Source organism: Streptomyces liangshanensis (assembly GCF_011694815.1).
Lineage (GTDB): Bacteria > Actinomycetota > Actinomycetes > Streptomycetales > Streptomycetaceae > Streptomyces > Streptomyces liangshanensis.
The window spans coordinates 2,161,010-2,176,327 of record NZ_CP050177.1 but is presented as its reverse complement, the minus strand read 5'-3'; the positions used below and the strand labels follow the sequence as shown (position 1 = coordinate 2,176,327).

Annotated in this window: 9 protein-coding genes; 7 read left to right on the top strand and 2 right to left on the bottom strand. The window is 72.5% G+C overall.

Translation table 11 applies throughout. The features are described 5' to 3' along the window. Window positions 1-39: 39 nt before the first annotated feature. Window positions 40-3,846 carry an AAA family ATPase gene (locus HA039_RS09130; RefSeq protein ID WP_167026486.1) on the top strand — a complete coding sequence of 1,269 codons (3,807 nt, stop codon included), beginning with the start codon at window positions 40-42 and terminating at the stop codon, window positions 3,844-3,846. Window positions 3,847-3,962: 116 nt separating this feature from the next. Beyond that, on the top strand, window positions 3,963-5,381 hold the full coding sequence (locus HA039_RS09125) for a sugar porter family MFS transporter (protein WP_243869293.1): 1,419 nt from the start codon (window positions 3,963-3,965) through the stop codon (window positions 5,379-5,381). Here the strand turns inward: HA039_RS09125 and HA039_RS09120 are convergent. Further along, window positions 5,294-6,826, bottom strand: coding sequence for a purine-cytosine permease family protein (locus HA039_RS09120; RefSeq protein ID WP_167026480.1), 1,533 nt, complete (start codon window positions 6,824-6,826; stop codon window positions 5,294-5,296). The genes HA039_RS09125 and HA039_RS09120 overlap by 88 nt on opposite strands. Before the next feature lie 183 nt (window positions 6,827-7,009). On the opposite strand from HA039_RS09120, the gene ftsY reads away from it, so the two are divergent. Continuing rightward, window positions 7,010-8,248 carry a signal recognition particle-docking protein FtsY gene (gene ftsY / locus HA039_RS09115; protein WP_167026477.1) on the top strand — a complete coding sequence of 413 codons (1,239 nt, stop codon included), beginning with the start codon at window positions 7,010-7,012 and terminating at the stop codon, window positions 8,246-8,248. 109 nt (window positions 8,249-8,357) lie between these two features. Here the strand turns inward: ftsY and HA039_RS09110 are convergent, their stop codons facing one another. Then, a complete protein-coding gene (locus HA039_RS09110) occupies window positions 8,358-8,927 on the bottom strand; it encodes a bifunctional DNA primase/polymerase (protein ID WP_167026474.1) in 570 nt (189 codons plus the stop codon). Window positions 8,928-9,354: 427 nt separating this feature from the next. Between HA039_RS09110 and nsdA the strand changes: the two genes are divergently transcribed. From nsdA to HA039_RS09090, 4 genes are all read left to right on the top strand, one after another. Then, the gene (gene nsdA, locus HA039_RS09105; protein WP_167026471.1) at window positions 9,355-10,830 is read left to right on the top strand and encodes a transcriptional repressor NsdA; all 1,476 of its coding nucleotides are present in this window, start codon (window positions 9,355-9,357) and stop codon (window positions 10,828-10,830) included. A gap of 265 nt (window positions 10,831-11,095) precedes the next feature. Then, window positions 11,096-12,373, top strand: a complete 1,278-nt coding sequence (locus HA039_RS09100; protein WP_167026468.1) for an ammonium transporter — start codon at window positions 11,096-11,098, stop codon at window positions 12,371-12,373. Further along, window positions 12,370-12,708 (top strand): P-II family nitrogen regulator, encoded by a 339-nt coding sequence (locus HA039_RS09095; protein ID WP_167026465.1) that lies wholly within the window; start codon window positions 12,370-12,372, stop codon window positions 12,706-12,708. Before HA039_RS09100 ends, HA039_RS09095 begins: the two co-directional genes overlap by 4 nt. Before the next feature lie 17 nt (window positions 12,709-12,725). Next, a complete protein-coding gene (locus HA039_RS09090; protein ID WP_167026462.1) occupies window positions 12,726-15,185 on the top strand; it encodes a [protein-PII] uridylyltransferase in 2,460 nt (819 codons plus the stop codon). The last annotated feature ends 133 nt before the right edge of the window (window positions 15,186-15,318 follow it).

Below are 15,318 nucleotides of genomic sequence, written 5' to 3'. Positions count from 1 at the left end.
CCGCCGGACGGCCATGGGAGCCGGGTAAAGTCCGGCGGCGTGCACCTCAAGGCCATGACCCTGCGGGGCTTCAAATCCTTCGCGTCCGCCACGACACTGCGTTTCGAGCCCGGCATCACCTGTGTCGTGGGCCCGAACGGCTCCGGCAAATCGAACGTCGTGGACGCGTTGTCCTGGGTCATGGGCGAACAGGGAGCGAAATCGCTGCGCGGCGGAAAGATGGAGGACGTGATCTTCGCCGGGACGACCGGGCGGCCCCCGCTCGGCCGCGCCGAGGTCTCGCTCACGATCGACAACTCCGACGGCGCCCTGCCCATCGACTACGCGGAAGTCACCATTACGCGGATCATGTTCCGCAACGGCGGCAGCGAATACCAGCTCAACGGGGACACCTGCCGGCTTCTCGACATCCAGGAACTCCTCTCCGACTCCGGTATCGGCCGCGAGATGCACGTGATCGTCGGACAGGGCCAGCTCGATTCCGTCCTGCACGCCGACCCGATGGGCCGCCGGGCCTTCATCGAGGAGGCGGCGGGTGTTCTCAAGCACCGCAAGCGCAAGGAGAAGGCGCTGCGGAAACTCGACTCGATGCAGGCGAACCTGGCCCGCGTGCAGGACCTCACCGACGAGCTGCGCCGCCAGCTCAAGCCCCTCGGCCGGCAGGCGGCGGTGGCCCGGCGGGCCGCCGTCATCCAGGCCGACCTGCGCGACGCGCGGCTGCGGCTGCTCGCCGACGATCTCGTACGGCTGCGCGAGGCGCTGCGCACGGAGATCGCGGACGAGGCGGAGCTGAAGCGGCGCAAGGAGGAGGCGGAGGGGCGGCTCAAGGCCGCGCTGACCCGCGAGACCGAGCTGGAGGACGAGGTACGGCGCCTCGCGCCCCGCCTCCAGCGGGCCCAGCAGACCTGGTACGAGCTGTCCCAGCTCGCCGAGCGGGTGCGGGGCACGGTCTCGCTGGCCGACGCGCGAGTGAAGAGCGCGACCGCGCCGCCCACCGACGACCGCCGGGGGCGCGAGCCCGAGGACATGGAGCGGGAGGCCGCCCGCATCCGCGAGCAGGAGGCGGAACTGGAAGCCGCGCTGGAGGCGGCCGAGCACGCGCTGGAGGACACCGTCGCGCACCGCTCGGAGCTGGAGCGGGCGCTCGCGGTGGAGGAACGCCGCCTCAAGGACGTGGCGCGGGCGATCGCCGACCGGCGCGAGGGGCTGGCGCGGCTGGCGGGGCAGGTCAACGCGGCCCGGGGGCGGGCGGCCTCGGCGCGGGCCGAGATCGGGCGGCTCGCCGAGGCCCGGGACGCGGCGCGGGAGCGGGCGGCCACGGCCCAGGAGGAGTACGAACAGCTCAAGGCCGAGGTCGACGGGCTGGACGCCGAGGACGAGGACCTGGCGGAGCGGTACGCGGCGGCGCGGGAGGCGCTGGCGGCGGCGGAGGCGGGGCTGACGGCCGCGCGGGAGGCGGCGACGGGCGCGGACCGGGAGCGGGCGGCGGTGGCGGCGCGCCACGACGCGCTGGCGCTGGGGTTGCGGCGCAAGGACGGCTCGGGCGCGCTGCTCGCCGCCCGCGACCGGCTCACGGGGCTGCTCGGCCCGGCCGCCGAACTGCTCACGGTGACCCCGGGCCACGAGATCCCGGTGGCGGCGGCTTTGGGGGCGGCGGCGGACGCGATCGCGGTGTCCACACCGAGGGCGGCGGCGGCCGCGATCCGCTTGCTCCGCACGGAGGACGGGGGGCGGGCGTCGCTGCTGTTGACGGGCTCGCCGACGGGGGTCCCGGCCCAGGCGGTCAGCACGGAGGACGCCCCCGAGGCCGGGCTTGCGAGGCCTCCGGCCCCGCCGCGTCCTCAATCGCCGGACGGGCTGGAGAGGGCTGATGCGCACGCCCACCCAGCGGGTCCGGCGTTCGAGGACACGCCCGCGGGCAAGGGCGCCATTCAAGCCCGTCCGGCGATTGAGGACACCTTTGCCGCCGGAGGCGGCGAGACCGTTCAAGCCCGTCCGGCGATTGAGGACGTCCTTTTCGCCGGAGGTGGGCGGGTGCGGGCTCAGCGCGTTGCGGACCTCGTGCGGGGACCCCGCGAGCTCATGGACGCCGTCCGCTTCCTCGTGAGGGACGCCGTGGTCGTCGGGACGCTCGAAGACGCCGAGGAACTCGTCACCGCCGACCCCCGCCTCGTAGCCGTCACCGCCGAAGGCGACCTCCTCGGCGCGCACTTCGCGCACGGCGGCTCCGCCGGCGCCCCCAGCCTGCTCGAGGTCCAGGCCTCCGTGGACGAGGCCGCCGCCGCGCTCCACGACCTGGACACCCGCAGCGAGGAGCTGGCGAAGGCGCAGGCCACGGCCACCACCACCCGCGCCGAGTGCGCCGCGCTCGTCGACGAGCTGGGCGACCTCCGCCGCGCCGCCGACCGCGCGAAGTCCGCCGTCTCCGGACAGCTCGGCCGCCTCTCCGGGCAGGCCCGCGGCGCCGCCGGCGAGGCCGAGCGCACCGCCTCCGCCGCCGCCAAGGCCGAGGACGCCCTGGAGCGCGCCACCGAGGAGGCCGAGGAGCTGGCCGAGCGGCTGCTCGTCGCCCAGGAGGCCGGCGACGGCACGGAGGACGAGCCCGACACCGCCGTACGCGACCGGCTCGCCGCCGACGGGGCCAACGCCCGCCAGACCGAGATGGAGGCGCGCCTCCAGGTCCGTACCCACGAGGAACGCGTCAAGGGCCTCGCCGGCCGCGCCGACGCCCTCGACCGGGGCGCGCGCGCCGAGCGCGAGGCGCGGGCGCGCGCGGAGCAGCGCCGCGCCCGGCTGCGCCACGAGGCCCGCGTCGCCGGGGCCGTCGCGTCCGGCGCCCGCCAGCTCCTCGCCCACGTCGAGGTGTCCGTCGTCCGCGCGGAGGCGGAACGTACCGCCGCCGAGGCCGCCAAGTCCGAGCGCGAACGCGACCTGGTCACCGAGCGCACCCAGGGCCGGGACCTCAAGGCCGAGCTGGACAAGCTCACCGACTCCGTCCACAGGGGCGAGGTCCTCGGCGCCGAGAAGCGGATGCGCATCGAGCAGTTGGAGGCCAAGGCCCTGGAGGAGCTGGGCATAGAGCCGGCCGGGCTGGTCGCCGAGTACGGCCCCGACCAGCTCGTACCGCCGTCCCAGCCCGCCGAGGGCGAGACCCTGCCCGACGATCCCGAGGACCCGCGCAACCGGCCGCGCCCCTACGCCCGCGCCGAGCAGGAGAAGCGGCTCAAGGCGGCCGAGCGCGCGTACCAGCAGCTCGGGAAGGTGAACCCGCTGGCGCTGGAGGAGTTCGCGGCGCTGGAGGAACGGCACCAGTTCCTCTCCGAGCAGCTCGAAGACCTCAAGAAGACCAGGACGGACCTGCTCCTCGTGGTGAAGGAGGTCGACGAGCGGGTCGAGCAGGTCTTCACCGAGGCGTACCGCGACACGGCGCGGGAGTTCGAGGGGGTGTTCTCGCGACTCTTCCCCGGCGGCGAGGGCCGCCTCATCCTCACCGACCCCGACCACATGCTCACGACCGGCGTCGACGTCGAGGCGAGGCCGCCGGGCAAGAAGGTCAAGCGGCTGTCGCTGCTCTCCGGCGGCGAACGCTCGCTGACCGCCGTCGCCCTGCTGGTCTCCATCTTCAAGGCCAGGCCCAGCCCGTTCTACGTGATGGACGAGGTGGAGGCGGCCTTGGACGACACCAACCTCCAGCGGCTGATCCGCATCATGCAGGAGCTCCAGGAGAGCTCCCAGCTGATCGTGATCACCCATCAGAAACGCACGATGGAGGTCGCCGACGCGCTGTACGGCGTCTCCATGCAGGGCGACGGGGTCTCCAAGGTCATCAGCCAGCGGCTGCGCTGACGGTTGAGTTTTCACTCAACCGGCGGGTGTTGCAGCGGGGCGTGATGCCCCGTTATGCGCCACTGTGGGGGATCGCCACCCCACACCCGGCGACGCCGGGGGCTCCAGGAGTTCATGTGACCAGCACAACGAAGGTGCAGCCGTCCGACGGCAACACGCCCCGCCCCGACCACCTCCGCCACGTCATCTACATCACCACGGCCGCGGCGATGGGCGGATTCCTCTTCGGCTACGACAGTTCGGTGATCAATGGCGCCGTCCAGGGCATCCGCGGCCGGTACGACATCGGTTCGCTGCCGCTCGCCCAGGTCGTCGCCGTCGCCCTGCTGGGCTCCGCGATCGGCGCGGCCACCGCGGGCCGGATCGCGGACCGTATCGGCCGGCTCCACTGCATGCGGATCTCGTCGGTCCTGTTCACCGTCAGCGCGGTCGGCTCCGCCCTGCCCTTCGACATCTACGACCTCGCCGTGTGGCGGGTCATCGGCGGCTTCGCGATCGGGATGGCGTCGGTGATCGGCCCCGCGTACATCGCGGAGGTGTCGCCGGCCGCGTACCGGGGCCGGTTCGGCTCCTTCCAGCAGGGCGCCATCGTGCTCGGCATCGCCATCTCGCAGCTGGTGAACTACGGCATTCTGCAACTCGCCGACGGTGACCAGCGCGGCAACCTCGCGGGGCTGGAGGCGTGGCAGTGGATGCTGGGGGTGATGGTCGTCCCGGCGATCACGTACGGCGTCCTGTCCTTCACGATCCCCGAGTCCCCGCGCTTCCTGATCTCCGTGGGGCGGGAGCCGGAGGCCAAGAAGGTGCTCGCCTCGGTCGAGGACAAGAACGTCGACCTGGACGCGCGCGTCGCCGAGATCGAGCTGGCGATGCGCCGCGAGCACAAGTCGACCTTCAAAGACCTGCTCAACGGCCGTAACTTCCTGCCCATCGTGTGGGTCGGCATCGGGCTGTCGGCCTTCCAGCAGCTGGTCGGCATCAACGTCGCCTTCTACTACTCGGCGACGCTCTGGCAGTCGGTCGGGATCAACCCGTCCAGCTCGTTCCTCTACTCCTTCACGACCTCGATCGTGAACATCATCGGCACGATCATCGCGATCTCGCTGGTCGACCGGGTGGGCCGCAAGCCGCTGGCGATCGTCGGGTCCTGCGGGATGACCGTCGCCCTGGCCTTCGAGGCCTGGGCGTTCTCCGCGCACCTCGTGGACGGCAAGCTGCCCAGCACCCAGGGCACCACCGCGCTGGTCGCCGCCCACGTCTTCGTGCTCTTCTTCGCGCTGTCCTGGGGGGTCATCGTCTGGGTGCTGCTCGGCGAGATGTTCCCCAACAAGATCCGCGCGGCGGCGCTCGGTGTCGCGGCCTCGGCGCAGTGGATCGCCAACTACGCGATCACCGCGAGCTTCCCGAGCCTGTCCGCGGACTGGAGCCTCTCGGGGACGTACATCATCTACACCTGCTTCGCGGCGCTGTCGCTGCCGTTCGTGCTGCTCTTCGTCAAGGAGACCAAGGGCAAGACGCTGGAGGAGATGGGGTAGGGCGCGTCCCCGGGCGTGTCCGCCTTCCGGATCCGCGGGCGGGCGCGGGGGAGCACCGCGTACAGCGCCGACGCGACCACGGTCGTCGCCACCCAGCCGAGGCCGTTCGCGCCGATCCAGGTGGACGCGAGCGGCCCGGAGAACCACTCGACGTCGGTGAACAGCAGCCCGACCACCAGCGCCGCGGCCCACGCCACCATCGCGGAGGGCGCGAACCCGCCGCGGTACCAGTAGGCGCCGGTGCGGGTCGCGTCCATCAGCGCCGCCCCGTCGTACGTACGGCGGCGCAGCATGTCCGTGCCGAAGACCCCGATCCACGCGGAGAAGGCCACCGCGAGCAGGGTGAGGAACGCGACGAACGAGCCGAGGAAGCCGGTCGCCACGACCATCAGCAGGAAGCCGAGGACCAGGCTGATCACGGCGTTCACGCTGACAGCCCAGGCGCGCGGGACCTTGATGCCCAGGGTCTGGGCGGTGAAGCCCGCCGAGTACATGGACATCGCGTTGATCAGCACCATGCCGACCAGCGCCATCAGCAGGTACGGCACCGCGATCCAGGCCGGCAGCAGCCCGCCGATGAACGAGACCGGGTCGCGGGCGTGCGCCAGTCCGGGCGTGCCGACCGCCATCACCGCGCCCATCACCACGAGCGGTACGACCACGACGGCGGCCCCGCCGACGGTCCGGCCGACCACGGCCCGTCCCGAGGACGCCCGGGGCAGGTAGCGGGTGAAGTCGGGTCCGGTGGGGGCCCAGCTGAGGCCGCCGGCCGCGAGGGTGCCGATGCCCGCGATCATCGCGGCCGTCGACCCGGCGGGCCGGGAGAGGACCGCCGACCAGTCCGTGTGCCCGACCAGGTACACGAGCACCAGCACGCTGAACGCGCCGAAGAGGTACGCCGCCCACCGGCTGCACACGCGCAGGGCCTTGATGCCGAGGCCCGAGACGAGGAAGGTACCGGCGACGAAGAGCAGCAGCGTCACCACGATCAGGGGGGTGGAGGGCCCCACTCCGAAGAGCAGGTCGAGGACCGTCAGGACCGCGTAGGCGCCGGTGACGGCGTTGATCGTCTCCCAGCCCCAGCGGGCGACCCAGATGACGGAGCCGGGGAACAGGTTTCCGCGCCGGCCGAAGACGGCCCGGGAGAGCGCCATGCCCGGCGAGCCGCCGCGCTTCCCGGCCAGCGAGATCAGCCCGACCAGGCCGTACGACACGGCGGGCGCCACGCAGCCGACGACCAGCACCTGCCAGAGGTTCAGGCCGTTGAAGACGACCAGCCCCGCGCCCAGCGTGAGCAGCAGGACGCTGATGTTGGCGGCGACCCAGGTGGGGAAGAGTTCCCGGACACGGCCGGTACGGGCCCCGTCGGGGACGGGTTCCAGACCGCGGGTCTCCATCGCGCCCCGGGGCGCGGACGCGCCTTCGGAAGCGGAGGCGTGGGGCATGTGGGGGCTCCGTACAGAGGTGGGGCTCCGGGGACCGGAGGCCTGATGAGCGGAGTCCGGGCAAAAAACCCAGAACACCCATCTTGTACGTTCATCGCAAAAAGGCCAAATCGTGACCGTGTTCTGTATGTGATCCTCCGGAACGGGGGACGGGCGCGGTCGTGGCCGATACTGGGGAGCGTTATGGAAATCGTCATCCTTGTTGTAGTCATCGCCCTGGTCGCGGTCGGCGCGATCAGCGGGCTCGTGGTCAGCAGCCGCAAGAAGAAGCAGCTGCCGCCGCGGGCGCCGTCGAGTGCGCCGACTCTCACAGCTCCGCCCGCCGAGCCGCATGTCGGTGACGAGGCGGAGACGCCGCGCGACGAACCGCGCCGCACCATCGAGGAGGTCGGTCTCCCGGACGCCTCGGACGTCACCGGGGCGCCGGTCGCCGTCGAGGACCCGGTGGTCGGCGCGCCGCCCGCCGTGGAGATCGAGATCCCCGAGCCGACCGCCGGCCGGCTGGTCCGCCTCCGCGCCCGGCTCTCGCGCTCGCAGAACGCCCTCGGCAAGGGGCTGCTCACGCTCCTGTCGCGCGAGCACCTGGACGACGACACCTGGGACGAGATCGAGGAGACGCTGCTCACGGCGGACGTCGGCGTCGCGCCCACCCAGGAGCTGGTCGGACGGCTCCGCGAGCGGGTACGGGTGCTGGGCACCCGGACGCCCGGCGAGCTGCGCACGCTGCTGCGCGAGGAGTTGGTGGCGCTGCTGGACGTGGGCGCCGACCGCGAGGACTTCGACCGGACGGTCAGGACCGAGAGCGTCCTCGACACGCCGGCCGTCGTGATGGTCGTCGGCGTCAACGGCACCGGCAAGACCACCACCACGGGCAAGCTGGCGCGGGTCCTGGTCGCGGACGGGAAGTCGGTCGTGCTCGGCGCGGCGGACACGTTCCGCGCGGCGGCCGCGGACCAGCTCCAGACCTGGGGGCAGCGGGTCGGGGCGCGTACGGTACGCGGACCCGAGGGCGGCGACCCCGCGTCGGTGGCCTTCGACGCGGTCAAGGAAGGCATCGCGGAGGGCGCCGACGTGGTGCTCATCGACACCGCGGGGCGGCTGCACACCAAGACCGGGCTGATGGACGAGCTGGGCAAGGTCAAGCGGGTCGTGGAGAAGCACGGGCCGCTGGACGAGGTGCTGTTGGTGCTGGACGCGACGACCGGTCAGAACGGCCTGGTCCAGGCGCGGGTGTTCGCGGAGGTCGTGGACATCACCGGGATCGTGCTCACCAAGCTGGACGGCACCGCCAAGGGCGGCATCGTGATCGCGGTGCAGCGGGAACTGGGCGTACCGGTGAAGCTGGTGGGCCTCGGCGAGGGCGCCGACGACCTGGCCCCCTTCGAGGCCGGCGCGTTCGTGGACGCGCTGATCGGGGAGTAGCGCCGCGCGGGGGCCGAGGTCTCCTCGGCGCCCGCCCCGGGCGTTCCAAGCCCGTCCGGCGATCGAGGACATCCGCGCGAAGCGCGTGCGGGACAGGGCGGGCCGCGCCTCACGCCGCCGAGCGGTGGCAGATGTACGCCAGCGTGCCGAGGAGCAGCCTCGCCTGCGGCGGGGTCGCCGCCGTGTCCAGGGACGGCGGGCGCAGCCAGCGGACCGGCCCCTGTCCCGCGATCTCGGTGGGCGGGGCCGGTACGTGCCCCGAGCCCTGGCAGCGCAGGTCCAGGCCCGCGTCGTCCCAGCCCATGCGGTAGAGCAGCTGCGGCAGTTCGGCCGCCGCCCCCGGCGCCACGAAGAAGTAGGCGCGCCCGCAGGGCGTCGCCAGGACCGGGCCCAGGGGCAGCCCCATCCGCTCCAGCCGGACCAGCGCGCGTGAGCCGGCCGTGGCCGACACGTCGATCACGTCGAAGCTGCGGCCCACCGGCAGCAGGACCGGCGCTCCCGGCGTGTCCGACCACGCCTTGGTGACGTCGGCCAGCGTTGCCCCCGCCGGCACCTCGTCGCCCGGCCCCTCCGGTGAACCGGGGGCGACGTCCCAGCCCCAGAGTCCCGTGTACTCCGCCACCGCCGTGCACTCCGTGGTGCGGCCGCGGCGGCGCGTGCCGCCGATCGTGAAGCCCATGCCCCCTCCAACGGGTCGAGTGCGCCGGTGGTTACGACTCGCAGTCTGCCCGTGACCCTCTGTGTTCGTCGGGTCGCTTCCGGTGGCGTACGGGAGCACTGGGGGTGGTGCGATCCGCCGCACGCGCCCCGGCGCACACCGCTCCACCCGTTCCTGATCGTCGTCTGTCAAGTGAATCGCGCCCGGCCGCAGGCGAGTTCATTCGAAGGGGTGGCGAATGGTGGCGTTTCCGCAATCACCCTCGCCGGACGGGTGATCGTAGGATTACTTTCGGTACACAGACCCCGGAGGAAAGTGCGACCACGGGTATGCCCGGGGCAACTCGGTTTCCTGTTCGAAGGGGGGCAACCTCCGGACAAGGGACCGTGACTCACGGCATTCTGATAGCGGTTCGCGTGACAGGGCTTGAGCGGATGGGGGCGTTCCAGTGGGTGGCAGCGGCGCAAGCGGCACGAATTCAGGCAAGAGCCCGAATGGGCAGCTGGGCTCGTGGTTCGTGCGAAGCGGCTGGTCGAAGGGCGAACTCGCACGTCAGGTGAACCGCAGGGCCCGCGAGATGGGCGCCCACCACATCAGCACGGACACCTCACGCGTACGGCGCTGGCTCGACGGCGAGCAGCCCCGCGAGCCCATCCCGCGGATCCTCTCCGAGCTGTTCTCCGAGCGTTTCGGCACGGTCGTCGCCGTCGAGGACCTCGGCCTGCGCACCGCCCACCAGTCACCGTCGGTGTCCGGCGTGGACCTGCCCTGGGCCGGCCCGCAGACCGTCTCGCTGCTCAGCGAGTTCTCCCGCAGCGACCTGATGCTGGCGCGGCGCGGCTTCCTCGGCTCGTCCCTGGCGCTGGCGGCGGGCCCGTCCCTGGTCGAGCCCATGCAGCGCTGGCTCGTCCCCACCCCGGCCGTCGAGCGCGAGCAGCCGGGCACCGAGGACACCGGGGGCCGGCCGTCCCGGCTCTCCCGGCCCGAGCTGGACCTGCTGGAGTCGACCACCGCCATGTTCCGGCAGTGGGACGCCCAGTGCGGCGGCGGGCTGCGCCGCAAGGCCGTCGTCGGGCAGCTCCACGAGGTGACCGACCTACTCCAGGAACCGCAGCCCCAGGAGACGTCCCGGCGGCTGTTCCGCTGCGCCGCCGAACTGGCCGAGCTGGCCGGCTGGATGAGCTACGACGTGGGGCTTCAGCCCAACGCCCAGAAGTACTTCGTCCTCGCCCTGCACGCCGCCAAGGAGGCCGGGGACAAGCCGCTCGGCTCGTACATCCTGTCGTCCATGAGCCGCCAGATGATCCACCTGGGCCGGCCCGACGACGCGCTGGAACTGATCCACCTCGCCCAGTACGGCAGCCGCGACTGCGCCACCTCCCGGACGCAGGCGATGCTGTATGCGATGGAGGCCCGCGCCTACGCGAACATGGGCCAGCCGAGCAAGTGCAAACGAGCCGTCCGGATGGCCGAGGAGACCTTCGCCGACGTGGGCCTCGACGGCGAACCCGAACCCGACTGGATCCGCTTCTTCTCCGAGGCCGAACTCAACGGCGAGAACGCCCATTCGTACCGCGACCTGGCCTATGTCGCCGGCCGCAGCCCGACGTACGCCTCCCTCGCCGAGCCCGTCATGCGGCGCGCCGTCGAGCTGTTCGAGCACGACCGGGAGCACCAGCGGTCGTACGCGCTGAACCTCATCGGCATGGCCACCGTGCACCTGCTCAAGCGCGAGCCCGAGGAGTCGGCCGCCCTGGCCCAGACCGCCCTCGACGCGGCGAAGAAGGTGCGGTCGGAGCGGGTCAACAACCGGCTGCGCAAGACCGTCGACACCGCCGCCCGCGACTTCGGCGACGTCGCCGAGATCGCCTACCTCACCGACCGCCTCTCCACCCAGCTGCCCGAGTCCGCCGAGGCGGTCTGAGCGGCGCCCGCGCTCCGGCCGCGGCCGTCACCCCGTACAGCCCGACACGGCTCCCCCGCCGCGTGGTCAGCAGGGTGACGGTCACGGCCGGTTTACGATGTCCGGCGGTTCATCGGCACGTAACATGCAGGACGTCTTCGTCACTGTGGCGAAACATGCAGCGGCACTGACTGAAACGGCGCTGCGCCAATCTCCTCAGCACAGTCGGCCCAGACCCCCCTGAGCATCCGCACGGGCCGTTCCGACTCCCGAGGAGACGCTGGCCTTGAATGGCGCAGATACCGCATTCGTATTGATCAGTGCCGCGCTCGTCATGCTGATGACGCCCGGCCTGGCATTCTTCTACGGCGGCATGGTGCGGGTGAAGAGCGCCCTCAACATGCTCATGATGTCGATGAGCGCGCTCGCCGTCGTCAGCGTGCTGTGGGTGCTCTACGGGTACTCACTGACGTTCGGCGACGACATCGGCGGGGGGCTGCTCGGCAACTTCGACCACATCGGGCTCAAGGGCATCACGGCCGACACGCTGACCGGGGGCAAGGAAGGCATTCCCGTCTTCGCCTTCGCCCTGTTCCAGCTGATGTTCGCCGTGATCACCCCGGCACTGATGAGCGGCGCACTCGCCGACCGCGTGAAATTCAGTTCCTGGACGCTGTTCATCGCGCTGTGGGTCAGCGTGGTGTATTTCCCGATCGCCCACTGGGTGTGGCAGTCCGACGGCTGGCTCTTCAAGCTCGGGGTGATCGACTTCGCCGGTGGTACGGCGGTCCACATCAACGCCGGTATCGGCGGCCTCGCCGCGGTCCTGGTCGTCGGCAAACGCATTGGATTCAAGAAGGACCCGATGCGCCCGCACAGCCTGCCGCTCGTCGTCCTCGGCGCCGGACTGCTGTGGTTCGGCTGGTTCGGCTTCAACGCCGGCTCGGCGCTCGCCGCCAACGGCACCGCCGCGATCATGGCGTTCAACACCCAGATCGCCACCGCCGCCGCGATGATCGGCTGGCTCGCCTACGAGCGCATCCGCCACGGCGCGTTCACCACCCTGGGCGCCGCGTCCGGCGCCGTCGCCGGCCTGGTCGCCATCACCCCGTCCGGCGCGGCGGTCAACCCGTTCGGCGCGCTGCTCATCGGCGTCGTCGCCGGCGCGGTCTGCTCCTGGGCCGTCAGCCTCAAGTACAAGCTCGGCTACGACGACTCGCTGGACGTCGTCGGCGTCCACCTCGTCGGCGGTCTGATCGGCACCCTGCTCGTCGGCGTCCTCGCCATCAACGGCGTCGGCGGCCTCTCCCAGCTCGGCAAGCAGGCGGCCGGAGCCTTCTCGGTGATGGCCTACTCCTTCGTCGTCACCTGGATCCTCGCCAAGCTCGTCGACAAGACGATCGGCTTCCGGGCGTCCGAGGACGACGAGACGAGCGGCGTCGACATGGCCTTCCACGCCGAGTCGGCCTACGACTTCAGTGCGCTGGGCGGCTCTCCCTCGGGCCGTAGTAGCGTCCCGGCCGACCTCGCCGGAGCGGCGAAGAACAAGAAGGTGGACGCATGAAGCTCATCACCGCAGTCGTGAAGCCACACCGGCTCGACGAGATCAAGGAGGCCCTCCAGGCCTTCGGGATCCAGGGGCTCACGGTCACGGAGGCCAGCGGATACGGCCGGCAGCGCGGGCACACCGAGGTCTACCGGGGTGCCGAGTACACCGTCGACCTCGTCCCCAAGATCCGTATCGAGGTACTGGTCGAGGACAGCGACGCCGAAGAGCTCATCGAAGTAGTGGTCAAGGCCGCCAGAACCGGCAAGATCGGTGACGGCAAGGTATGGAGCGTCCCGGTCGACACGGCGGTCCGGGTACGGACCGGCGAACGCGGCCCCGACGCCCTCTGAGAGACGGGAACGACTGGGTGACGAGCCTCGAAGAGACAACCGAACAGGCAGACTCGGGACCCAGCGGCTACGCGGCGGCCCGGCTGCGCCTCCTCCAGGAGAAGGCGCGGTCCGGGCCGCCGCGGCGCGCCGCCCTCGCGAAGCTGACCGACGGCTGGCTGAACGCGCTGTTCACCACCGCCGCGAGGGAGGCCGGCGTCCGGGGCGCGGCCCTCGTCGCCGTGGGCGGCTACGGACGGGGCGAGCTGTCCCCGCGCAGCGACCTCGACCTGCTGCTCCTGCACGACGGCAAGGCCGGCGCCCCCGCGATCGCCGCCCTCGCCGACCGCGTCTGGTACCCGGTGTGGGACCTCGGCCTCGCCCTGGACCACTCCGTCCGCACCCCCGCCGAGGCCCGCAAGACCGCCGGCGAGGACCTCAAGGTCCAGCTCGGGCTGCTCGACGCCCGGCACGTCGCGGGCGACCTCGGCCTGGTCACCGGCGTACGCACCGCGATCCTCGCCGACTGGCGCAACCAGGCCCCCAAGCGGCTGCCCGAGCTCGACGAACTGTGCCGCGAACGCGCCGAACGCCAGGGCGAACTGCAATTCCTCCTCGAACCCGACCTCAAGGAGGCCAGGGGCGGCCTGCGCGACGCCACCGCCCTGCGCGCCGTCGCCGCGTCCTGGCTCGCCGACGCGCCCCGCGAAGGCCTCGCCGACGCCCGCAGACGCCTGCTCGACGCCCGCGACGCCCTGCACCTGACCACCGGACGCGCCACCGACCGGCTCGCCCTCCAGGAACAGGACTCCGTCGCCGCCGAACTGGGCCTGCTCGACGCCGACGCCCTGCTCCGGCAGGTGTACGAGGCGGCCCGCACCGTCTCGTACGCCTCCGACGTCACCTGGCGCGAGGTCAACCGCGTCCTGCGCTCCCGGGGCGCCCGGCCCCGCCTGCGCGCCATGCTCGGCAGCAAACCCGCGCCCGAGCGCACCCCCCTCGCCGAAGGCGTGGTCGAGCAGGACGGCGAGGTCGTCCTCGCCCGTACCGCACGCGTCGAACGCGACCTCGTCCTGCCCCTGCGGGCCGCGGCCGCCGCCGCCCAGGCGGGCCTGCCGATCTCCCTGCACGCCGTACGCCGCCTCGCCGCCGCCGCGAAGCCCCTGCCGGTGCCCTGGCCCGCCGAGGCCCGCGAGGAACTCGTCAAGCTCCTCGGCGCCGGCGAGTCCACCGTCCCCGTGTGGGAGGCCCTGGAGGCCGAAGGGCTGATCACCCAGCTCCTGCCCGACTGGGAGCGGGTCCGCTGCCGCCCCCAGCGCAACCCCGTCCACACCTGGACCGTCGACCGGCACCTGGTCGAGACCGCCGTCCAGGCGTCCTCCCTGACCCGCCGCGTCCACCGGCCCGACCTGCTCCTCGTCAGCGCCCTGCTGCACGACATCGGCAAGGGCTGGCCCGGCGACCACTCCGTCGCCGGCGAGGTCATCGCCCGCGACGTCGCCTCCCGCATCGGCTTCGACCGCGACGACATGGCCGTCATCGCCACCGTCGTACGCCACCACCTGCTCCTCGTCGACACCGCCACCCGGCGCGACCTCGACGACCCCGCGACGGTCGACTCCGTCGCCGCCCGGGTCGGCTCCCTCGGCACCCTGGAGCTGCTCCACGCCCTGACCGAGGCGGACGCCCTCGCCACCGGGCCCGCCGCCTGGTCCACCTGGCGCGCCGGACTCGTCGCCGACCTCGTGCGCCGGGTCGCCGCCGTCCTCGCGGGCGACGAGGTCCCCGAACCCGAACCCACCGCCCCCAGCGCCGAACAGGAACGCCTCGCCGTCGAGGCACTCCGTACCGGCGAACCCGTCCTCGCCCTGCACGCGCCCCAGACCGAGCCGCCCCCCGAGGCGGACCCCGACGCCGACCCCGAACCCGTCGGCGTCGAACTGCTCATCGCGCTGCGCGACCGGCCCGGCGTCCTGCCCGCGGCGGCCGGCGTGCTCGCCCTGCACCGGCTCACCGTCCGGGCCGCCGACCTGCGGGCCGTGGAGCTGCCCACGGAGCTGGGCGAGTCCTCCGACGTCCTGCTGCTGAGCTGGCGGGTGGCCGCCGAGTACGGCTCCCTCCCGCAGGCGGCCCGGCTGCGCGCCGATCTCGTACGGGCCCTGGACGGCACGCTGGACATCCCCGCCCGGCTCGCCGAGCGGGAGGCCGCGTACCCCAGGCGCCGGGGCGTGAAGGCCCCGCCGCCCCGGGTGACCGTCGCGCCGACGGCCTCCCGGCACGCCACGGTCATCGAGGTGCGCGCCCAGGACGCCCCGGGGCTGCTGCACCGCATCGGGCGCGCGCTGGAGGAGGCGGCGGTACGGGTCCGCAGCGCCCACGTCTCGACGCTCGGCGCGAATGCCGTCGACACCGTGTACGTCACGCGCGCCGACGGGTCGCGGCTGCCCGAGGCGGACGCGGCGGCCCTCGCCAAGTCCCTGGAGGAAGCGCTGAGGTGAGCGTGAGGCCCGCCCCGACGCGGTGAAAGCTGCGAAAAGCGCCCTCGGCCGCCGATTTCCGGCGGCCGAGGGCGCTGTGCCGGTTCAGGCAGATACCCTGGAGGGCGATCTACCCGCCCGCCCCCGACCCGAG